This is a genomic window from Aliiroseovarius sediminilitoris (assembly GCF_900109955.1).
GTDB classification, from domain to species: Bacteria; Pseudomonadota; Alphaproteobacteria; order Rhodobacterales; family Rhodobacteraceae; genus Aliiroseovarius; species Aliiroseovarius sediminilitoris.
In genome coordinates, this window is record NZ_FOJB01000001.1 from 2,104,300 (window position 1) to 2,125,394 (window position 21,095).

Here is a 21,095-nt window from a genome sequence, read left to right on the forward strand (position 1 = left end):
TCATGGCAACCGAAATTCTGATGCCCGCCCTGTCCCCCACGATGGAGGAAGGCACCCTGGCCAAATGGCTGGTCAAGGAGGGCGACGAGGTCGCGTCGGGCGATCTTCTGGCCGAGATTGAAACCGACAAGGCGACGATGGAGTTCGAAGCCGTTGATGAAGGCATCATCGGCAAGATCCTTGTGGCAGAAGGGACCGAAGGCGTGAAGGTGAACACTGCCATCGCGATCCTTGTTGAAGAAGGTGAAGAGGTCGGCGATGTCGCCGAAAGCACACCTGCGGCATCGAAGGCGACCGAGGCTGAAGCCACCCCGGTGAAGGAGGAAGCATCGGCACCTGCCGCTGCGACTCCCGCCGTCCCTGCCCCGCAAGCCGCTGATGGAACACGCATCTTTGCCTCACCTTTGGCACGACGGATCGCGGCGGACAAGGGGTTGGACCTGACGCAGATCAAAGGCTCCGGTCCCAAGGGACGGATCATCAAGGCTGATGTAGAGGTCGCGACCGCCGCGCCCAAAGTCGCCGCTGCTCCTGCAAGTGCACCCGCCGCGGCGGCTCCCGCCCCGTCCGTGTCGTCGGATACTGTGGTCGCAATGTATGAAGGCCGCGAATTTGAAGAGGTCAAGCTGGACGGGATGCGCAAAATCATCGCCACCCGCCTGACGGAAGCCAAACAGACCATCCCGCACTTCTATCTGCGGCGCGATATCCAGTTGGATGCGCTGCTGGCTTTCCGCAGTCAGTTGAACAAGCAGTTGGAAGCGCGTGGCGTGAAGCTGTCTGTCAATGATTTCATCATCAAGGCCTGCGCGATAGCGCTGCAACAGGTCCCAGACGCGAACGCAGTTTGGGCCGGTGATCGGGTTCTGAAGATGAAAGCTTCGGACGTGGCGGTTGCCGTCGCGATCGAAGGCGGCCTGTTCACGCCTGTGCTGCAAGATGCGGAACAGCGGTCCCTGTCAAGCCTGTCGAGCCAGATGAAAGACCTGGCTGCCCGTGCGCGCGACCGTAAACTTGCGCCGCATGAGTATCAAGGCGGCAGCTTCGCCATCTCGAACCTTGGGATGTTTGGCACCGACAATTTCGACGCCGTGATCAACCCCCCGCATGGCGCGATCCTTGCGGTAGGAGCTGGTGTGAAAAAGCCTGTCGTGAATTCTGAAGGAGCGCTTGATGTGGCGACCGTGATGTCGGTCACGTTGAGCGTTGACCACCGGGTCATTGACGGGGCGCTTGGGGCAGAGCTTCTGAACGCCATCAAGGATAACCTTGAAAATCCGATATCAATGTTGGCCTGACAAGTATTCGGAAAAAGGCATCTATTGACATGGCTCAAGGCGAACCCCACCGCCTTGGGCCATTTGCTTTTCCAGCGCTTTGGAAAAATTGGGAGACGCAATTGGATTTCAGAACTTTGCTCGACGACACATCGGCCAATACGGACAACTTCCGTGCCAGTCAGCCGGATGCGGCCAAGGGGTTCGTCGGGATGCATCGCGCTGCGATGGGAAACGGCGCGCTATCAACAAAAGATAAGGAGTTGCAATGCATCGCCATCGGCATTGCCAAGCAGTGTAATGACTGCATCGGCTTTCACGTCCGCGCGGCCATCAAGGCAGGTGCCACCCGCGATGAGATCGCGGAAACCGTATCGGTTGCCATCATGATGGGGGGTGGTCCGGGCTACATGTATGGTGCGCGCGCATTGCAGGCATATGATCAGTTGTCACGATAAGACGAACTGCAAAGCAAAAGGGCGGCGCAATCGCGTCGCCCTTGTCATATCGGGGTATACTACCCAGCTTTTGCGGGTCGGTTAACCGGCAACGGCGACCAGAAAAAGGGTCGAAAACCCTACCACTGCCGCAAACCAAATCTGTTTCATCTCGGATCTCCGATCATTGTCCACGGCTCCGTATAGATGAAGTCGGCAGATCAAAACATTGATTTATCGCAAACTTGCGGATTTCCGCCGATTGTCACTGAATCAGTCGCTGATCCATGTTGATCGACGGGCAATCACAGCCAGCCTCGCCCACGATCCGGGCCGGAACGCCTGCAACGGTCTTGTGGCTTGGCACGTCTTCCAACACGACCGATCCAGCGGCGATGCGCGAGCAGGTGCCGACTTTGATATTGCCGAGCACCTTCGCGCCCGCGCCGATCAGCACACCATCCGCGATCTTGGGGTGACGATCTTCGTCTTCCTTGCCAGTGCCGCCCAGCGTCACGGAATGCAGCATCGACACGTTGTCCCCCACGACGGCGGTTTCACCGATCACGATGGAATGGGCGTGATCAATCATGATCCCGCGTCCGATCCGCGCGCCGGGATGGATGTCGATGCCATACACTTCGGAGCAGCGCATCTGGATAAAATACGCCAGATCCTTACGCCCCTGTTTCCACAGGTAGTGGCCGACACGATAGGCCTGCATCGCTTGGAAGCCCTTGAAATACAGCACCGGCTGCAACATGCGATGGCAGGCCGGGTCACGATCAAGCACGGCGGTGATGTCAGCGCGCGCGGCTTCAGCCAGATCCGGGCAATCGGCATAGGCTTCGTCTGCGATCTCGCGCAAAAGCACCATGCTCATCTCATTCGAGTTGAGTTTGGCGGCAAACCGATAGGACAACGCCTTCTCCAGCGTGCGGTGATGCAGCACACAGGCATGGATCAGCCCGCCCATCAGCGGCTCGTCCGCGACCGCCTGACGGGCTTCGCTGGTAATCCGGTCCCAGACAGGTTCGATTTCGGTGACGATTGCGCGCTTCTCTGCCATGGTCTTTCCTCGTGTTGAAGCCATTCCCTACACCAGATAGAGTCAGAGTTCAAAATGCAAACCCATGATATCACAGATATCTGACATGAATGAAAACCAGATCACTGCCTATCGCGCACAGTTGACCGAGGCGCTGCGCGCGCTCGATCGCAGCGATGCACGTGGGGCGTCGGGACAAAAGACGGTCGAGTTGGATCAACAAGCGGTGGGACGGCTCAGCCGAATGGATGCTTTGCAAAATCAAGCCATGGCCAGGGCGACGGGTGCGCGCCGTGCCGCCCAGCGCACACGCATTCACGCCGCGCTTGCCCGTCTGGACGCGAGCGAGTTCGGATATTGCGAAGATTGCGGGGAGGATATTCCAATTGGTCGGCTTGATCTGGACCCTTGCGTGACGAAATGCATCAATTGCGCGAGCGGGTAGGCATGGAACGTCGGTCATTTCGGGCTTTCAGCGCGGCAAACACAGTCAACATGCAGTCGACATAGTCGGGGTCGTTAAGGAACGGCTCAGCCGCGCGCGGCAAGCACATCGCGACCGATCCAAGGCTGCCATTGCCCCATGAGGGGTGCGCGTGGCCCAATGCCCGCCGGTATCTGTCAGCCGCCTCGGCGCGATGCAGCATTTCCAGCATGGCACCGGGGCGCTTGCGGGCCGGAAGCACAAGAAGCGCGCATCCGGCCGCTGCGATATCTCCGGGCAGAACGGGACGCATGGGTTACAGCGCCACATCCAGCCGGGCATAGGGTCCGGGGCCGAACCGATCCGAGATTTGCGCCACCTCGACCATATAGGCACCGCCGACCAAGTCAGCACTTCGCATCATGGCGTCGTAGCTCCATTCCGGCATTGCCAGTTCCACTTCGCGTTTGACTGACCCGCCGTCGATCACACGCAGGCGATAGCGCTCGACCGCCTCGCCCAACGGCACGTCACCCTCGCCCCAAGTGTCACCGTCAATGCGGCTGCGTCTGATCCAGCGGATCACGTGGTCGCCCGACGACAGGTCGGCAGACAGATGCACCGGGGCATATGGGCGCAGACCTATCCCCTTGAAGGCATGGATCTGATGCAGGAATGACGGGTCAGACAGCGGCTTGCGCGCCGGGCCAATCCGGTAATGCCGGTTCAACCCACGCGCCGAGGACGCCAGTCGAACCTGCGACTGATGGCCGCCCAACAGCACGAAATAGCTGCCCACCGGCCATGTCTGCGGTGCAGTCGCATCGGTGCCCGCCTGTCCCCGCAACCGCATGGTCAGATCATAAGTGCGTTCATCCACCAACGCGGCACCGGCAAACTGAAACACCTCCCAATTGTCCGGGCTGCCGTCGCCAATGACCGCAACGTTGGCACCGTTCAGCATGTCATCAACAGAGCAGGAAGCCAAAGTGCCGTCAGTCAGCGTAATCCGCAAGGCCGGACCCCGGTCAATCACACCTGACGGCGCGCGTTCCAGATCCGTCCGTGTCACTCCGACGATCGATGGGTCGGTGATCATGCGATTGACAGCATAGCCGTTATCCGTGACCGAGCTGTAGAGCGCCACGCGCCCCGGCCAAGGTTTGGCCGCAACAGCAATACGCGGTTGGTGCGGCACCTCGTCCCCGGTCAGGAACGGCAAATCCATGAACAGCGGAAACACAGGTGCGGGTGGGATGTAGGGCTTCACCGCAGGGGCCGGTTCGACACTGTCCGAGGGTTGAAACAATCCTGGCTCAACGCGTACGGCACGCAACGTCTGAACCTCTGTGTGATCCACGTAGTCAATCCGGTATTGTTCGGTGCCCGCATCCGTCGTCAGTTCAATCACATCGCCCGCCCCTTTCGACAGCTCCGACGGCGGCAGCGCAAATGTCGCCTTGTCACGTGCCACGCGGGCCTCGGATAGCCAACGTTCGACGATTGCACGCGCCTCCACACGGGTCAGGATCAGGGGGATTTCGGATGCGGCAACCGTGCGGCTGCTTTCATCCGGGAAAGTCGCTTCGACCGACCGTACGTCATAATCCCCTGCCCCCTCGACATAGGTCAACCTGACGCGCCCCGCAATCTCGGCTTCCGGGTCACGCACGCGTTCCAGCGTGGTATCGCGATCAGGCGACAGCGCCATCTTGTCAGGATCAAGCCTGTGATCTGACCGCCCGGTACGTGTCTTGAAGATAAGCACGCCTTCGCGTTCCGTCACCTCGAACCCATAGGCGAGCATCAGGGGCTGCAATGCAGCGCGCGCGCCACCGATCTGATCGACGATATAGCCGCGCACGAGGCCATAGAGCTTCGAGACATCGTATCGCACGACACCCGACCGCTCGCATATCTCAGCCACGACAGATGCCAGCGAACGCGCCGACACCCGCCCGTTCAGCCAATGGCCGCGATCATAATTCGCCCCGTCGCTCCACAACCCCTTGCGGTTGGGAAACTGCGGAAAGGGTCGTGCATCCCACGCCCAGACATGCGCGCGGGACATGTCCAGCATTTGCACGCCGGTCGCGCTGTGGGTCGGGTTGTTGTCAACTCGCCCCCAATAGTCGTAGATCGCCCGCAGGTATTGCGCCTGGATCAGATCGTCCCGCCGCCCGTTCGAATAGCGCGGCCTGGAGCTTTCCGAGCTTTTGGGGTCCAGGAACTTGTTGGGCTGGTTGGTGCCTTTGTCGATGGCCGCACAGCCAAGCTCGGTGAACCAGAAGGGCTTCGATCCCGGCAACCAACCGGTCGGATCACTGTCGCGCACGCCGGCGACACGATTGTGATGCGACCGCTCCCACCAATTGCGCAGGTCCTTGTAGCGATAAACCCACGGCTCTCCATGTGCGCCATCGGTGATCGGGGTGCGGATCTGGAGCGTCCGGGCATCGGGTGTCTTGTAATACCAATCATACCCCTCGCCGCCCTCGATGTTGGATTGAAGATAGTCGAGATCATATATTGATCCGTGATGTGCATCAGCATGGTCAAACCCATCGCGCCAATCAGACAGCGGCATATAGTTGTCGATGCCGATGAAGTCGATCTGCGGGTGACTCCAAAGCGGGTCGAGGTGGTAAAACACGTCGCCAGACCCATCTTGAGGGTGATAGCCGAAATATTCTGACCAGTCGGCAGCATAGGAAATCTTGGTCTCGGCCCCCAGGATCGCCCGCACATCCTGCGCCAGCGCAATCAACTGTTCGACCACCGGAAAGCTGTTGCCTGGGCCGCGAATTTGGGTCAGCGCGCGCAGCTCCGATCCGATCAGGAAGGCATCTACGCCGCCCGCAGCCGCACATAAATGGGCGTAATGCAGGATAAAGCGGCGATAGGAAAAGCCAGCCGGGCCTGAATAGCTGACCCCGTTGCCCGTCACCGAGAAATCACCTGGCTGGGCGTTGCCAAAGAACGCGGCCACCTGCGCCACCGCCCCGGCAGTGCCGTCAGGCGAGGCCACATGGCCCGGCGCATAGGATGTCGTGATCCGCCCGCGCCAGGGCAGCACCGGTTGCCCCAGATTGCCGGTCCAGGGGTCGGGCAGCGCGTTGCCCTTCATCTGCTCCATCAGGATAAACGGATAGAAGGTCGCTTTGCGCCCGTTGGACGACGCCAGCGCAATCGCTTCCATCACGGCGCGATCAGACGGGGTGCCGCCGTAAACGGGGCGACCTTCGTCATCCTTCGGCACCAGTCCGGCTTGCCCGCGGCTCACGCCCGAGACGCTCCACGCCATGCTGTCGCCATCTACAGCATTCTGCTCAACGCGTGGTCGTATTCCGCAATTTCCGCATCGCAGATCGTCACCAAACCACGACACTACCAAGGCCGTGTTGAGACAGTTGGGCATTTCCTGCTGCATCATACGATAGGACGTCTTGAAATCGGTCCATCCTGACGGCGTGTTCATGTTGGATCCGTCAACCGCTCCTGGCGCGCTTTTGTAAAACACAGGCGTTGTGGCCAAAGAGTATTCGCCCGTGCCGGGAATCAACGCCACCGCACGGGTGCCGCGTGCCACTTCCTTGGGTTGGTTGCGCTGTTCGGGGCGGAAAACCTCGAAGCTGAACTGTGGCACACGGTTGCCAAACTGTCCCAGAGGCAAGTCCTCGATCACCACATAGGCGATACCGCGATAGGCGGGCGCCTTTCCCGCGCCCTTCACAGCCTCGATTTTCGGGTCCGGCAGTTGTGTTTCTGTGCCAGGATAGACTCGCATGTTCAGATCGGTGCGCGACACCTCGTTCCCGTCGGCCCAAATCCTGCCAACACGGGTGATTTCGCCCTCGCACAGCGCAATTGCAAGGCTGATCGAATAGCTGTAGGTCGTCACCTCGGGTTCAGGCGGGGATGGCATCCCCTTGCCGCCCCCACCACCGGTCGTCGTGACCGATTCCCTGAAGCGTGTTGCCCAGATCACTTGACCACCCAAACGGGCGCGACCAAAGACCATGGGGATCGCCGCCCCTTCAGAGGCCCCCGTCAAACGCATCCGGTCCACTTTGCCGGTTTCGACCGGTTCGGATCCTTCGCCCAAAATTCGATTGTCGATCACCTGACCGACGGTGGCCCCGATGGCCTTGCCAATCACCACCGATGACAGACCAAGAACACCACCACCGATCGAGGCCCCGGCGGCTGCACCGACTGCGGATAATAAGATCGTTGCCATCAGTTGGTCCTTTCAGGAAATGCAAAACTCGCCACGATGCGGCGGGCCCATGGGGCAGAAAGTGAGTTCTCGACCACGCCGTGGCTCGCGTAGGCGTGGATAAATGTCGGTGAGGCATCAGTGCCCGTCAGAATGCCCAAATGCTTTGCGACGGCGCCGCCTTGCATTCGAAACAGCAGCACGTCTCCGGGTCGGGCTGCCCGGATCGGGCATTCGACCAAATGCTGGCGGGCAGCATCCCATAGAACCTCCGCCCGGGCGGCTTCGGACCAGTCAGCGGTATAGGCAGGCACCAAGGCAGGCTCACCGCCCAGCACGGCACGCCAGATACCGCGGATCAACCCAAGACAATCACACCCGCAACCCCGGCACGACGCCTGATGCACATAAGGCGTGCCGATCCAGCGCCGTGCCTCTGACACGACCTGTTGCTGCAATCGGGACATATCAATCACCCGAGTTGGGGACGAATGGGTTGGTCTCGTCCCCGCCCAGAACCGACCAATCGGGCAGTTCATTCGTTTCGCGCGCGTCTCCGCCATCATTCTTTCCATGCCCAACGGGATAGGACATCAACCAATCCTCACCGGGAATGTCGGGAAAGCCGCGAAAGTTGCGGAAGTTGTTGAACTTGACCCGGCAAGTCGTCGGCAGCTTGTCACACCCCGCTTCCAGACGGACCATGTCACCCGACACCATACGCTCGCGAATGGACTCCCACAGTTCGATTGTCCGCGCACCATTCGCGCCTGTGCGATCATTCTTGATAAGACCGGTCAGATCCTTGGCAGCACCGGTCAGCACGGTGAACCTGCCTCGTTCGAACCAGCGATTTGGGTAAAGGGACATGTCGGCAAACTGAAAAGTGGTTTCGCTCGTGTTATCAACCACCGGCAATTCCAACTGGTATCCTGACTGGCTCAGATTGAACCGGCACGCGCCGTCGCCAAGCACCGCGGAACAAGGCATCTGATAGACGCGACCTTGCGGCTGGTTCAGCTTTTCGGACAACCCGTTCAACTCGGCACGAAACCCACCTGCCTCGCGGGCCAGTTCACCTACGGTGCCGCGAAACCGCAAAAACCGCTGGCTTGTATCGCTCCAATTGACCAGCCATGCTTCCACCTCGGCCCCGTCATACCGCCCAGCGCGAATGTCTTTTTCGGTGATTGACGCGTCATTCAGCACGCCCAACGCCTCCGTATTGTCAACGGACAGACCGGTCGTCTGGCTCAGTGCTTGGGCGGTCATGCCAGTATCGGCGCGGTAGCTTAGATTGTCGATCACCAGATCAAGATCATGATCGGTAAACCCGTGAACCACCCCGTCGCGCCGCGTGACTTTCCAACACCGCGCAATTGTGGTGACACCCTGACCCAGATGGGCCTCAAGCTCAGGAGACAACGCCATCAGACCCGCACCTCCACCACCGGCACATTGGGAGCATCGCCCGCCTGGAACGACGCAACCGACGTATGGATGCGGTCCGTGTCGAAGCGAACCGGCACGTCAAATTCATAGCCCGCCGTGACTTCGGCCCCGGTTTCGGGGGCGGTCATGAAGGTGACGCGTCCCGTGGTGTAATCAACGGTGAAATGCGTGCCTTCGCTCAGGGGATCCCCTTTCAGCCCCAGCTTGACCGTGCCTTCAACCGGTTTCTGAATGGGGCGCGCGTAAGTTTCCTCGCCCGACCGATAGGTCTTGAGCAACGGGAATTCCACCGTTTCACCATCCCCCCAAGCGATGATCTGATCGGTATATTCCGGGGGTTTTGACGGCAGGCCGCTCTTATAGTCCGACCAGTCTTTCCAGCGAAATCCAGTAAGCTGACCGCGCCGTGCCTCGAAGAACGAGATCAGCGTTTCCACATCATCAAGAGAGCGCATTCCAATGCCCGCGTCATAGCGGCGACGCGAATGTTCCCACGGCGTGTTGCGTTCTTCGAACCCGTTCGCCAGGGTCACTACCTCGGTGCGCCGTTCCGGGCCGCCAACGGACCCAAAGCTCAGATTTGCCGGAAACCGGACCTCGTGAAAAGACATGGGCGAAACCCTCCTCGGTTGGAAATGACTGCGAATTAGCGGTGGCGCTGGCCACGCGACAGTGCGCGTGACATCTGCGCGGCGATCTGGCTTTGCGATCGCCGGAACCCCTCAACGTCTGGGGTTGAGATGTTCATCGTGATGTTGACCGGGCGACCACCGCCGCCGGTTTGCACGCCCAAGCGACCGTCAGCACCGCGTGCCAGTGGCATGATCGCCTCTGGCCCCGCTTCGCCCATCAATCCTGTTGCTCCGCGCATGGGAAATGTCGTCGCGCTTGAAACAACGCCACCCTTTGCGAAGGGCACAACACGTCCCTGCGCAAACGCCCCGCCCTTCTCAAAGGGCCAGAAAGCGTTGGTAACAGCCCCCACTGCCTGCCCCAAAATGTCGCCGAAATGTCCGGCCACGGGTTTGATCGCGGCATTATAGGCGGCCTGCGACATCGATTGCGCCACATCCTTCAGCGCGTCCGACAGCTTCATGCCGTCAAACACCAACCCATCAAATGCCTTTCGAAGGCCCGAGGAAATACCAGACGACAAAGTGTTCACATCCGCGCTCAGATCCGAAACAGTCGAGTGCATGCCCTTCAGTTCGAAGACGAACCCGGCGGTCATCGCCTGTGCCCCACCCAGCGCTGTTTCCAGCGCATCCAACTGTTCATCAAAGCTGTCCAGTCCCGTCATCAATCAACTCCTTCCATTGGGCTTTTCCGCACATCCGGAAACGCTTTTGCCAATTCTTCCAGCCGCGCGCGCAGGCATGGCGCGGGTTGACCATCAAGCCCAGCCATCACGATCAGTTCGATCGGTGTCAGCGCCCAGAACTGATCCGGGCGCAACCCCAGCCGCCCCAACCCCAGCCGCATCAGGCCGCACCAGTCGAAGGCGAAACCAGAGGTCACGAATGCGACTCGCCAGCGGTGGGAGTGGCGAAGGCGCGGCTAAGAAGCTGTCCTGCGGCCTGCGCGGCACGAACAGGACCACCCGCAATTTCAGCGGCTAAAAGATCCTGCGCCCGCCCCTGCCAGCCCCCGCCCCGAAGACCGGCGACGATCAGGGACAGCACATCCCGGCTTGAAAATGCGCCGCGCTCAAACCGTTCCACCAACCCGATGATCGTGTCTTCGCCCAGTTGCGTTTCCAATTCAGCCAGTGCCCCAAGCGTCAGCTTCATCACATGCGGCGTGCCGTCTATTTCCAGCGTGACCTCACCTGTCCATGGGTTCGCCATGATCACAACGCCGTAAAGCTGAGTTCACCGGCCGAGGCCATTGACAGTTCATATGTCGCCTCGCCATTGTGCGACCCGGCATATTCGACCGAGGTGATCATGAACGGGCCTTCGACGACGCCGAAATCGGGCACAATCACCTGGAAATCCGGCACCTCGTTGTCAAAGAAGATCTGACGCGCCCGTTCGTCTGTGGTGGCATCCTTGAACACGCCCGAGCCCGAGATCGAGGCGGATTTCACACCGGCCCCGCCCAGTAATTCACGCCAGCCGCCGGTGCTTTCCAGACTGGTCACATCAACACTTTCCGCGTTGAAGCTCAGGCGTGTGGCCCGAAGGCCTGCAATAGTCTCGAACACACCGCTGCCGGTCATGTCGAGCTTGATCAAAAGGTCCTTGCCGTTTTGCGCAGCCATGGGATCACTCCGTAGTTAAGGGTTAGTCGTCTTGAACGCGCGCGCGGAAAAACAGATCGATCCGACGGATATCGGCGTCTTCGACCCGCCGCGCCCGCGCGCGATGGAAATTCAGGTAAACAAGCTGGCCCCGTGCCAGTGTCAGCGTCGCATCCACCAAAGCATCGTTGACGGCGGCGGCCACCTCTTTGGCGGTTTGAAAGCCTGCTTCATCCGTGACCACACTGACCGTGATCTCGTGCAGGGCACCGTATCCGGTCATGTCCGACCGTTCACGCACGTCTTCAGGGCCAAGGCTGACATAGGTTCCGGTGATGATCCCTGCCGGCACCGCATCATAGATCGCACCGGTCACAAGCGTCGACAGGATCGCATCCGCAGTCAGCTGCTGGTACACGGCCTCTTGCAAGGCCGCTGAGACTCCATAACTCATGCCGACACCTCCTCTTGTGCGAAACAGGTCAGGTAATGTGCGCCCACGTCGGCCTCGGTCACAGCCAGGATGCGAAACAGGCGCGATCCAGCTCGGAACCGTTGATCCGGCTCGGGACGTGACGGGGCGCCATCCGGTGCGGCCCGCACAGTGATGCGAAACGCGATGGTTGATACCGTGGCAAGACCTGCCGCACGTTCACGACCGGTGCGCGGCTTGATCTCCGCCCAAAGCTCCCCTACAGCCTGCCAGCTTTGGGTGAAGCCACCCGCACCATCCGGTGTGCGCACCGGTGCCTCAAGGGTCAGCTTGCGGTTCAGAACCGGCCGCTTCATCGGGCACCTCCGCCGCCAAACAAGCGCACTGTGCGATAGCGTTGGATCAACGCGGCAACGGCGGACGGCCATTGGCTTTGCCCCAGCCCAGCGCCGCCGGTATCCGTGCGATTCTCATAATAGGTCGCAGCCAGAAGCATCACGGCCTGTGCCAAATCGCCGGGCATATCCGCCCAATCCGCGCCGAACCCGGCCTCGAACCCGATCACCACCTGCCCTCCGACGGGGATGGCCGGCAAGCACAGCCCGGTCGACACTAGCCGGGGCCGGTGCATATCGGGTTCCAACACATAGCGGGTGGTGTTGATCACCTCTTCGCCAGCAAGGCGGTCAATAATCTTCAGACTGGTGATTTGGCTGACTGGGGCCACCGGCAGCGCCTGTGTGGCCAGATCGCGCCAGGCGCTCAACGTCCAGGTAAAGCTGCGGGACAAAAGGATCTTTCCGGTGCGCGCCTCAATGGCGGCGACAGCCGCCCTCAGGTAGCTTTCCAGCACGGCATCCTGCACCCCGTCATCGGCAAACCCGGTGCCCAGCCGCAAGTGGTCCTTGAATTGGGCGACCGGAAGGACCGCGCCCGGCACAGTGGTCTGCTCGACTAACATCATGGATCATCTCCGAAATTCGGGCCCCTCACGTCACTTGAAATAGGGTGGGCGCGCACCGTCCGCGTTGCTCGGACGGAGGGGGAGCAGCTAGACAACACGGGGTGAGGCCGGCGCGCGCCCGGTCCCGCACCCGCCCGTAAGGCGTTGTGCGGGTCTCGGGTTCAGGCTCTTACGAGACCGAGAACTTCAACAGCTTGATCGCTGCAAAGTCACTGACATCGCCGCCGACTCGCTTGGTCGCATAGAACAGCACATGCGGCTTGGCCGAGAACGGATCACGCAGGATGCGAGTGTCAGGACGTTCGGCGATCGTATAACCCGATCCGAAGTCGCCAAACGCAATCGGTGTCGCATCGGTGCCGATGTCCGGCATATCTTCGGCAATCAGGACCGGATAGCCCAGCAAACGCGCCGGTTCACCAGCAGCAAGCCCATCCGACCACAAGAAACGGCCGTCCATATCCTTCATCTTGCGCACCGCACCGGCGGTTTTCGAGTTCATGACGAACTTCGCACCTGCGCGGTATTCAGCATCCAGCGCATAGACCAGATCAATGATCGCATCCGCCGGGTTCGAAGCGTCGAAATCGCCTGATGTGCCTGTCACGACATAGCCCAGGTTGCCCCAGCTCCAGATGTCGTTGTCCACCGACGGGTGGGCAAGGATGCCCTTGGGCTTGTCGATGCCATCACCCGAGATAAACGCCCCAGCTTCAGCGCGCGCAAACTTGTCTGCAATCCGGCCTGCCAACCAGGTTTCGATCTCGAACGCACTGTCATCCAGCAGACGTTGCGATGCCTTGGGCAGCGCCGACAACTCGTGCAGCGGGATGGTGATACGCTCAATCGACGGCGTGCCAGTTTCCACCGAGGCGTCCGTTTCAGTGGCCCAGCCCGAGCCAACATCGGAATGGTCGATCAGAACGTCATAGGACGTCGCCTCGACATTCACCACATTCGCAACGGCTCGCAAGGATGCGGTCGATTTCAGCACGCTTTGGATGGTTGCAGCCGTTTGTGGGTCCACCAAATAACCGCCGTCCCCAGCGACCGCGGTCGACATGGCCTTGCCTTCCAGGTCCAGCCCGCGCAGCCCGTCGTCGTCACCCGAACGCAGATACGCTTCGAACGCTTTCTGATGCGGTGCTTCCAGATCGGCAGCGGCGGCAAGATGCGGTCGCGCCGCGGTGATGTTTGATTTGCGATCCAGCATGGTCAGTCGCTCTTCCTGTTGTTGAAGTTTGGTCGTAATGTCGTCATGAAAGGCATTGATATCACTCATGAAGCCAGCCAGTGCGGTCTTCACCTCGGCAGCCGGTGTCACGCCAGTCGCGGCCGACTGGCCCTGAGCTTTCGTCTCATTCTTGCTCATCTATGGGTCCTTTTCAGGGGTTCAGATCGCTGGCTCAGCGGTGTCGGGCCAGCATGTGGCGGGCCTCGATGATCGAAGCTGCCAGTTCACGCAAAGTGGTATCGTCAGCATCAGGTGTGTCGCCCTTTGCCCCCACCCGCGCCGTCGGAAGCATCGGGAACGTGACAAGCGACACCTCCCACAGCTCCAACTCGGTCAAAAGCCGTTGGCCCTTGTCGTTCTTTGTTGCCCGCTTGGTGCGATAGCCGATCGACAACCCGTCAATCGCGCCTGCTTCGATCAGCGCCGCGGCTTCGCGCCCCTTGGCGACGTCGGTCAGAATGCGCCCCTTGACGTAAAGCCCACGGGCGTCCTCGCGCACCTCGTCCCAGACGCCGATGGGCTGGGCCGGGTCGTGCTGCCACAGCATCTTCACGCCGCGATCTGCTTTTTTCAGTGCGCGCAGGGATTTGCCATAGGCGCCGGGGGCAACAATATCGCCACCCGTGTCGCACTGATCAAAAAAGCTGGCGTAGCCCTCAATCAGAATGCCTTCATCCACTTCAGACGTGTCGCCCAGCTTGACGAATTTATGCTCAAGCCCCAGATCGGGCTGAAAATCACTCATGTGCTTTTCCTCGTTGATTAAACATCGTCTGATGCCAGAGGCGGCAAACCCAGCAGGCTGCGTTTTTCGGCATCTGTTAGAAAGCTGGCCTCAGCCACGCGGCGCCATTGCTGGTCACGCTCGGCAGAGAGTGCCGGCACTTGATCCAGGTCGGGCTTCAGGGCCACGCTTTCGCCAGTGAACCCTGCCAGCCAATGGCCAACACTCGCCGTCACACGCGACACCAAAGGCACCACAGTCAGACGATAGAACGCGCGGCTGGCCTCTTGGTAATTCGCATAGGTCGCATCGCCCGGAATACCGATCAGCATCGGCGGCACACCAAAGGCCTGAGCAATCTCGCGCGCGGCGGCTTCCTTGGTTTTCTGAAATTCCATGTCCGAGGGGCTGAACCCCATCGGCTTCCAATCCAGCCCCCCTTCCAACAACATGGGCCGTCCAGCATTACGCGCGCCCACATGGTGGCTTTCCATCTCGGACAGCAGGCGGTCATACTGATCGGCGCTCAGCTGCGCTTGCCCATCGGCCCCGTTGTAAACAATCGCGCCCGAGGGTCGAGCGGCGTTGTCCAGCAGGGCTTTCGACCAGCGGCTCGCCGCGTTGTGCACATCAATTGCCGTGGCTGCCGCCTGCAAAGGGGACAAGCCATAATGGTCATCCTGTGGGTGAAATGCTTTGACGTGACAGATCGGAGATGCGCCCTCGCCCACATGAAACCGGTGTTTGCGCGCGCCGACGGTATAATCATACGCCACCGGCCAGCCGTCTGCCCCCGGCACCAAGTTCATCCGATCCGAGCGCAGCACATGCAGCTCTGATACAGACCCATTTTCGTCTTGCACCGCTTCGAAATATCCGTTTCCGGTCAGCAAAAGCTGCCCGAAAAAGGCTTCAAAAAGCTCGGCTCGTCCTTGCGCCGCATTGGGACGCGCCAACAGATCGATAAGCGGATGCACCTCGAACCGTTGTGCATCATCCTGCAACACCAGGGGCAGCGCGGCGGCAGCCTCGGCGATCAACTTCACGGACCGAAACCCAACCGGGTTGGCGGCAAAACCCGCCTTGGTCAGGCTGACCGCATCGCGCGGGCTCCAGGCCACGCGACCGGCACCACCATAGGCGATAACCGGCCCGGTCGCAGACGCTTTTGTCTCGGTCGGCTGGGCCGCCATTTGCGTTGCGTCGCCCCGCTTGAGAAAGTCAAATACCATGGGCTGGTGCTCCTCGCGTTCTGTCTTTTTGGGGTGTGACCCCCGGCAAATCTTTCCCGCCCGGCAAACTGTGTATCGCAGCGCCGGTCGTTGAAACTTTCGTCTCGGTGATGGTCAGGTCAGGGTCCGTGAACGAAGAAGGCTCAGGACCCCGCCTTTCGATGTTTTGCACTCTGCCATCCGAGGTTAAAAAACTCTTTAACCAAGCGTACGCACCTGCGGTCTGCGCCATTTGGCGACGGGTTCGATGATCAATTCGTGCAACGCCCAGACCAGCGCATCAACGCGGTCGGGACTGCCTTTGCCGTCGTATCCCTGCACCGTCATACGGCACATCTGATCTTCCAGGATGGGCATTCCGCCTACATGGGACACCCGGCCCTGCTCATACAAAGCTGCAACAGGCTCGGCCCGCGCGCTTTTGCCCCGCGTGGCGCGCACGGCGCGAAACGGCACTGTGGGGTCAATCTGTCGAATGACAGACTCCACCAGATCGCCACCTTGGTTGACCTCGGCCACCAAACGATCCGCGCCATGGCGCTGCATCGCGGCAATCGCCGCTTCCGCCCATTGGGATGGTCTGGCGGCAGACACGCTGGCGTCTTCCAACACCACAGCACGCCAGTCGCCCGGTGCCCCTTGCGCCACGACCCCTGCCACGATGATCCCGCAATCATCCGACCCTTTGTGACCAGTGACCGGAGGATCAACAGCAACGACAATACGATCAAAGTCTGGCAGGTCGCCCGTGACGCGCGCATCGTCCAGCGCCGCCATGGTCCACAAGGCGCCTTCGGTATCCTCCAGCAAGACACCATCCAATTCCTGCCGCCCAAGCCGGGTATCCGCATAGCGGCTGCGCACCTCTTCAAGGAAACTTTTCGCCAGATAAGCCCGGTTGGCTTCCGTGGGTGCCTGCGTTGTCGCGGTCGAAGGGTTCCTCAGAATTGCCTTCAACACCCCGACATTGCGTGGCGTGGTGGTCACGCATTGCCTTGGATGGCCGCCCAACCGCAGCCCGAACTGAAGCATGTCCCACGTTTCCTCGGCCTTTTTCCACTTTGCCAACTCATCCACCCATGCGGCATCAAACTGTGGACCGCGCAGGCTCTCCGGCTCATGCGCAGAAAACACCTGCGCCACTGCCCCGTTGGGCCAGACAAGACGCCGCCGGCCGGCCTGCCAGTCCGGGCGACGATCCGGTGGTGAACAAGCCAGAATGCCGCTTTCGCCGAAGATCATCACCTCCCGCACTTGGTCTATGGTTTCACCAACCAGCGCCACCCTGTGTGAACGACCGGGATCAAGGGGGCCAGCCCCCTCTACCTCGGCGCGCACCCATTCGGACCCGGCGCGGGTCTTCCCCGCGCCGCGCCCGCCCATGATCACCCATGTGCGCCAATCACCGTCTGGCGGCAGTTGGTGATCCAGGGCCCAGAACGCAAAAAGATACGGAAGGGCGAACAATGCACCATCACTCAGGCTGTTCAGAAACGCCGCCCGCTCCTCTTGCGTCGCGCAGGCAAGCCAGTCTGCGCCCGATTTCATCTCGGGCCTGAGCAAGGTCGAGTGCGACCGCTCCGGCCCCGCCAAAGGCGTAACTACCGTTTTGTTCAAGACGTTTCCTTTCCTCAAATACTGTTTGCATGGCACGGCGCACCTCGGTCACGGCTTTCGCCAATCCCGGTGTGGTCTCGCAATCGGCCAGTTCCGCCGCGCTCAACTGGCGGTCCAGCTCTTTCAAAACGCGCAGAAAAAACGCGTCCGCGATCTTCAGATAATCTTCCGAAGCCGCGTCCTTCCCCAAGGGCGTGATCATTGTCATTATTGTGTCTGCCTCTCATGCTCATCTCCGCACGAGCGACATGAAAAAACGGCCCAGGGTGGAAACCCAAGGCCGTTACAGTCACGTCTTCTAGCGTATGTCAGAACCTACGGGCGACCGTGCGTTCTGTCAAACCACCCCGCCGCAACAGCGTGCGGCAAAGTAATGATTTGTTTACGAAATCACTGATTTGCGCGTTCTGCCTCAATCTCTCGCCATTTGGCGACATTGCGATTGTGCTCGTCCAACGTCTCTGCAAAGGCATGTCCGCCGGTGCCATCAGCGACGAAGAAGATGAAATCCGTGCTGTCGGGGTTCAATGCCGCCTCAATCGCGGCTTTGCCGGGATTGGCAATGGGCGTGGGCGGCAATCCGTCGATGATATAGGTGTTGTAAGGTGTTTCAGACCGCAGCTCACTTTGCCGCAATCCACGACCCAAGGCGCCCTGCCCCTTAGTGACGCCATAGATCACTGTCGGGTCCGTTTGCAGGCGCATCCCCTGGTTCAGACGGTTGACGAACACGCTGGCCACCCGACGCCGCTCTTCGGCCACGCCGGTTTCCTTTTCCACAATCGAAGCCATGATCAGCGCTTCTTCCGGGCTGTCATACGGCAGATCGGGCGCGCGCGTATCCCACGCTTCGGTCAGAATGGCAGACTGCGCGGTCTGCATGTCTGCCAGCAATGTGGCGCGGTCCGCGCCTACCTTCACCTCATAGCTGTCCGGAGCCAGAGTGCCTTCAGCCGGCACGTCCCCAACCTCACCAGCAAGGAAGTCCGCGCGGTTCAGGCTGTCAACGATCTGCCAACTTGTAACGCCCTCGGCCAAGGCAATGCGATAGCGTGTGTCGCTCTCATTGCGCACTTTGGTGTAGGTTTCAGGCGCAGCGCCTTCCAACTCAGCAGGTTTGAATTCGGCCGTGATTTCATATTCCTGTGTGGCGGGGTCCAACTCCCGCACCTGCACCTCGGCCGCCAAAACACCAATCCGATAGACAACTTCGGTGCCACAGGTGGACGCGCCGCCGCGTGTGACCACATCGACGATCTCTTCCATCGAGGCCCCTTCGTTCACCAAAAACGACCCTGCTTTCAGCGCGGACTTCTTGTCGGAATACTCGACCCCCAACCGAAAAATCGTCGCGTTCGAAATGGCACCCTGCTCGGTCAGCTTATTGGCCACCCGAGAAAAATTCGACCCTTTTTCAACCCGCAAACAGATCGCTTCGGCCAACGGGCCGGGGCTGGTGTATTGGCTCTTTCCCCAGGCTATCATCCCAATCGCGACGACCATGATGACGACGAACAGGCTCAGCGCATTCGAGGCGATGTTGCGCCACATCAGTCAGAGACCTTGCCCATGATCAGGCTGGCATTGGTGCCGCCGAAACCAAAACTGTTGGACAGAACCGTGTTGATTTCGCGTGGTTCGGCCTTGTTTGCCGCAAGGCTCAGGCGCGGCTCGACCGCTGGATTGTCCAGGTTGATGGTCGGCGGCGCGATTTGGTCACGCAGGGCAAGGATACAGAAGATCGCCTCCACCGCTCCAGCGGCACCCAGCAGGTGGCCGATAGAGCTTTTGGTCGAACTCATCGTGGCTTTCTCAGCCGCATCACCCAACAGGCGCTCAACCGCGCCCAGTTCGATCGTATCGGCCATGGTCGATGTCCCATGGGCATTGATGTAATCAATCGTCGACGGTTCCAGCCCGGCTCTCGAAAGGGCGGCCTGCATGGCGCGGAATCCGCCATCACCATCCTCAGACGGGGCGGTGATGTGATACGCGTCTCCCGACAGACCATAGCCCAGCACCTCGGCATAGATTTTCGCTCCGCGTGCCTTGGCATGTTCATATTCTTCCAGAACGACAATCCCGGCGCCTTCGCCCATCACGAAACCATCGCGATCTACATCATACGGGCGGCTTGCTGTCTGCGGGTTGCCTTCAGCCTTGGTGGAAAGCGCTTTGCAAGCATTGAACCCGGCGATACCCAGCTCGCAAATCGCGGCCTCAGCCCCGCCGGCAATCATCACATCGGCATCCCCGATCTGGATCAGTCGCGACGCATCGCCAATCGCGTGCGCACCGGTTGAACAGGCCGTGACCACAGAATGGTTCGGACCCTTGAAGCCGAACTTGATCGACACCTGACCAGAGATCAGGTTGATCAGAGACCCGGGAATGAAGAAGGGCGAGACCCGGCGCGGTCCGCGCTCATGCAACGTGATTGAGGTTTCGGCAATCGTGGCCAGACCACCAATCCCCGACCCGATCATCACGCCCGTGCGCAGCAGACTTTCCTCGTCGTCGGGCATCCAGCCTGCGTCTTTGACAGCCATCTCAGATGCTGCCAGCCCGTACAGGATGAAGTCGTCAACCTTGCGACGCTCTTTCGGCTCCATCCAGTCATCAGGATTAAACGTGCCGTCCGAACCATCGCCCAGCGGCACTTCACAGGCATATTTGGTTGCGACACGCGACGCATCGAACTTGGTGATTGGACCTGCACCCGATTGCCCGTCCAAAATACGGGCCCAGGTTTCCTCGACCCCACACGCAAGAGGCGAAACCATACCCAGACCTGTAACAACCACTCGACGCATTTTGCTGCCCCTTTCCAGGTTTTCAAATGTCACAGGGTGATAGCGCGGCTGGGCATGTCGGGGCAAGACGAATTACATCTGATCGGTAAAAGCCCACCGATGCCTTGGCTTTCAGCAATGCGATGTTGAAGATTGGTCGGAGACACGAGGAACACATCCGCGCGTCACCGACCGACTTCTTGTTTTCGAGCACGTCAGATGAACTCTGCCTTGGCCTCGGGTTCGGGTCGTGCGACTGCAAGCGCCTCGGCCAAATCCACATCTTTCGAGAAAAGCGCACGCCCTATCAGCGTGCCCGCGATATTAGGGATGTATTTCAATCGCGCGACGTCGTCCAGCTCATGCACCGTCCCGGCGGCAATGACCTGATGGCGGGTTTGTCCGGCCAGTTTGCTCATAAGCCCCAGCTGCGCGTCCGGCTGGTCAATGTCACTGTCAATATCGGTGATCAACACGCTGGCCAGGGGCACATCCGCATAGGATGCCAGGAAATCCTCGGGCGTGATGGCCACCGGATTGCGCCACCCATCGGTCATCAACTGGCCCTGCCAGATATCCGCAGCCAGAACGACCTGATCAGGATAACGGTTGGCAAGTTCTTTCACCATGTCAGGGTCGCGCGCGGCAATGGTTCCCAGCACGACACGTCCGACCCCTTTCTCGATCCAGTCTTCAACCCGGTCGCGGGTGCGGATACCGCCCGCGACCTGAACCGAGCAACCAGTGTGCTTGATAATATCTTCAATCAGTGCGGTATTTTCACCTGTGCCATCAACTGCATCGAAATCGGTGACATGTATCCATTCTGCTCCGGCCTCAGCGAAGCTTTGTGCGGTCTCCAACGGGTCCACATGCCAGATCGAGGGTTCTTCAAGACGCCCCCGGCGCAGCGTTACGCAACGCCCGTTCTGCAATTCAAGTGTCGGATAGATGATCATGGATCGCTTCCTTCGCTAAACCAACGGTGGTTCAGTCAAAC

The 21,095-nt window shown here is 60.1% G+C and carries 24 protein-coding genes; 3 read left to right on the top strand and 21 right to left on the bottom strand.

What is annotated here, in order from left to right; translation table 11 throughout:
* Window positions 1–2: 2 nt before the first annotated feature.
* Entirely contained in the window at window positions 3–1,298 is a 1,296-nt protein-coding gene (locus BMY55_RS10370) for a pyruvate dehydrogenase complex dihydrolipoamide acetyltransferase (protein ID WP_091430453.1), read from the top strand.
* A 101-nt stretch (window positions 1,299–1,399) separates the two neighbouring features.
* The gene (locus BMY55_RS10375) at window positions 1,400–1,735 is read left to right on the top strand and encodes a carboxymuconolactone decarboxylase family protein (RefSeq protein ID WP_218142240.1); all 336 of its coding nucleotides are present in this window, start codon (window positions 1,400–1,402) and stop codon (window positions 1,733–1,735) included.
* Between the two features lie 244 nt (window positions 1,736–1,979).
* Here BMY55_RS10375 and cysE read toward each other — a convergent pair whose 3' ends face one another.
* Window positions 1,980–2,783 (bottom strand): serine O-acetyltransferase, encoded by an 804-nt coding sequence (gene cysE / locus BMY55_RS10380; RefSeq protein WP_091430457.1) that lies wholly within the window; start codon window positions 2,781–2,783, stop codon window positions 1,980–1,982.
* 85 nt (window positions 2,784–2,868) lie between these two features.
* Here cysE and BMY55_RS10385 point away from each other — a divergent pair, with 85 nt between their 5' ends.
* Window positions 2,869–3,207, top strand: coding sequence for a TraR/DksA family transcriptional regulator (locus tag BMY55_RS10385; protein WP_245744714.1), 339 nt, complete (start codon window positions 2,869–2,871; stop codon window positions 3,205–3,207).
* Here BMY55_RS10385 and BMY55_RS10390 read toward each other — a convergent pair.
* From BMY55_RS10390 to BMY55_RS10485, 20 genes are all read right to left on the bottom strand, one after another.
* Window positions 3,188–3,499 (bottom strand): DUF7742 family protein, encoded by a 312-nt coding sequence (locus tag BMY55_RS10390; RefSeq protein ID WP_091430463.1) that lies wholly within the window; start codon window positions 3,497–3,499, stop codon window positions 3,188–3,190. The two genes, BMY55_RS10385 and BMY55_RS10390, sit on opposite strands and share 20 nt — an antisense overlap.
* Before the next feature lie 3 nt (window positions 3,500–3,502).
* Window positions 3,503–7,426 (bottom strand): baseplate multidomain protein megatron, encoded by a 3,924-nt coding sequence (locus tag BMY55_RS10395; protein WP_091430465.1) that lies wholly within the window; start codon window positions 7,424–7,426, stop codon window positions 3,503–3,505.
* The gene (locus BMY55_RS10400) at window positions 7,426–7,872 is read right to left on the bottom strand and encodes an NlpC/P60 family protein (RefSeq protein ID WP_091430467.1); all 447 of its coding nucleotides are present in this window, start codon (window positions 7,870–7,872) and stop codon (window positions 7,426–7,428) included. The genes BMY55_RS10395 and BMY55_RS10400 overlap by 1 nt, the downstream gene beginning before the upstream one ends.
* 1 nt (window position 7,873) lies before the next feature.
* Window positions 7,874–8,836 (bottom strand): DUF2163 domain-containing protein, encoded by a 963-nt coding sequence (locus tag BMY55_RS10405; protein ID WP_091430469.1) that lies wholly within the window; start codon window positions 8,834–8,836, stop codon window positions 7,874–7,876.
* On the bottom strand, window positions 8,836–9,468 hold the full coding sequence (locus tag BMY55_RS10410) for a DUF2460 domain-containing protein (protein ID WP_091430470.1): 633 nt from the start codon (window positions 9,466–9,468) through the stop codon (window positions 8,836–8,838). The genes BMY55_RS10405 and BMY55_RS10410 overlap by 1 nt, the downstream gene beginning before the upstream one ends.
* Window positions 9,469–9,503: 35 nt before the next feature.
* Window positions 9,504–10,157, bottom strand: a complete 654-nt coding sequence (locus BMY55_RS10415) for a phage tail tape measure protein (RefSeq protein ID WP_091430472.1) — start codon at window positions 10,155–10,157, stop codon at window positions 9,504–9,506.
* Window positions 10,157–10,375, bottom strand: a complete 219-nt coding sequence (locus BMY55_RS10420) for a rcc01693 family protein (RefSeq protein ID WP_281242450.1) — start codon at window positions 10,373–10,375, stop codon at window positions 10,157–10,159. The genes BMY55_RS10415 and BMY55_RS10420 overlap by 1 nt, the downstream gene beginning before the upstream one ends.
* On the bottom strand, window positions 10,372–10,704 hold the full coding sequence (locus BMY55_RS10425) for a gene transfer agent family protein (RefSeq protein ID WP_091430475.1): 333 nt from the start codon (window positions 10,702–10,704) through the stop codon (window positions 10,372–10,374). Before BMY55_RS10425 ends, BMY55_RS10420 begins: the two co-directional genes overlap by 4 nt.
* Before the next feature lie 2 nt (window positions 10,705–10,706).
* The gene (locus BMY55_RS10430; RefSeq protein ID WP_091430477.1) at window positions 10,707–11,120 is read right to left on the bottom strand and encodes a phage major tail protein, TP901-1 family; all 414 of its coding nucleotides are present in this window, start codon (window positions 11,118–11,120) and stop codon (window positions 10,707–10,709) included.
* A gap of 22 nt (window positions 11,121–11,142) precedes the next feature.
* Window positions 11,143–11,553, bottom strand: a complete 411-nt coding sequence (locus tag BMY55_RS10435; protein WP_091430479.1) for a DUF3168 domain-containing protein — start codon at window positions 11,551–11,553, stop codon at window positions 11,143–11,145.
* Entirely contained in the window at window positions 11,550–11,888 is a 339-nt protein-coding gene (locus BMY55_RS10440; RefSeq protein WP_091430482.1) for a phage head closure protein, read from the bottom strand. The genes BMY55_RS10435 and BMY55_RS10440 overlap by 4 nt, the downstream gene beginning before the upstream one ends.
* Window positions 11,885–12,496 carry a head-tail connector protein gene (locus BMY55_RS10445; protein ID WP_091430483.1) on the bottom strand — a complete coding sequence of 204 codons (612 nt, stop codon included), beginning with the start codon at window positions 12,494–12,496 and terminating at the stop codon, window positions 11,885–11,887. Before BMY55_RS10445 ends, BMY55_RS10440 begins: the two co-directional genes overlap by 4 nt.
* A gap of 169 nt (window positions 12,497–12,665) precedes the next feature.
* Entirely contained in the window at window positions 12,666–13,868 is a 1,203-nt protein-coding gene (locus BMY55_RS10450) for a phage major capsid protein (protein WP_091430485.1), read from the bottom strand.
* Window positions 13,869–13,902: 34 nt separating this feature from the next.
* Entirely contained in the window at window positions 13,903–14,475 is a 573-nt protein-coding gene (locus BMY55_RS10455) for an HK97 family phage prohead protease (protein ID WP_091430487.1), read from the bottom strand.
* A gap of 17 nt (window positions 14,476–14,492) precedes the next feature.
* Window positions 14,493–15,686, bottom strand: coding sequence for a phage portal protein (locus BMY55_RS10460; RefSeq protein ID WP_091430488.1), 1,194 nt, complete (start codon window positions 15,684–15,686; stop codon window positions 14,493–14,495).
* A gap of 198 nt (window positions 15,687–15,884) precedes the next feature.
* Window positions 15,885–17,234, bottom strand: a complete 1,350-nt coding sequence (locus tag BMY55_RS10465; RefSeq protein ID WP_091430490.1) for a DNA-packaging protein — start codon at window positions 17,232–17,234, stop codon at window positions 15,885–15,887.
* Window positions 17,161–17,511 carry a permease gene (locus BMY55_RS10470; protein WP_143064325.1) on the bottom strand — a complete coding sequence of 117 codons (351 nt, stop codon included), beginning with the start codon at window positions 17,509–17,511 and terminating at the stop codon, window positions 17,161–17,163. The genes BMY55_RS10465 and BMY55_RS10470 overlap by 74 nt, the downstream gene beginning before the upstream one ends.
* 182 nt (window positions 17,512–17,693) lie before the next feature.
* Complete coding sequence (gene mltG, locus BMY55_RS10475) at window positions 17,694–18,854, bottom strand: endolytic transglycosylase MltG (protein WP_091430493.1); 1,161 nt, start codon at window positions 18,852–18,854, stop codon at window positions 17,694–17,696.
* Window positions 18,854–20,116, bottom strand: coding sequence for a beta-ketoacyl-ACP synthase II (fabF, locus tag BMY55_RS10480; RefSeq protein WP_091432373.1), 1,263 nt, complete (start codon window positions 20,114–20,116; stop codon window positions 18,854–18,856). The genes mltG and fabF overlap by 1 nt, the downstream gene beginning before the upstream one ends.
* 194 nt (window positions 20,117–20,310) lie before the next feature.
* Entirely contained in the window at window positions 20,311–21,054 is a 744-nt protein-coding gene (locus BMY55_RS10485; protein ID WP_091430494.1) for a 1-(5-phosphoribosyl)-5-[(5-phosphoribosylamino)methylideneamino]imidazole-4-carboxamide isomerase, read from the bottom strand.
* Window positions 21,055–21,095 lie beyond the last annotated feature (41 nt).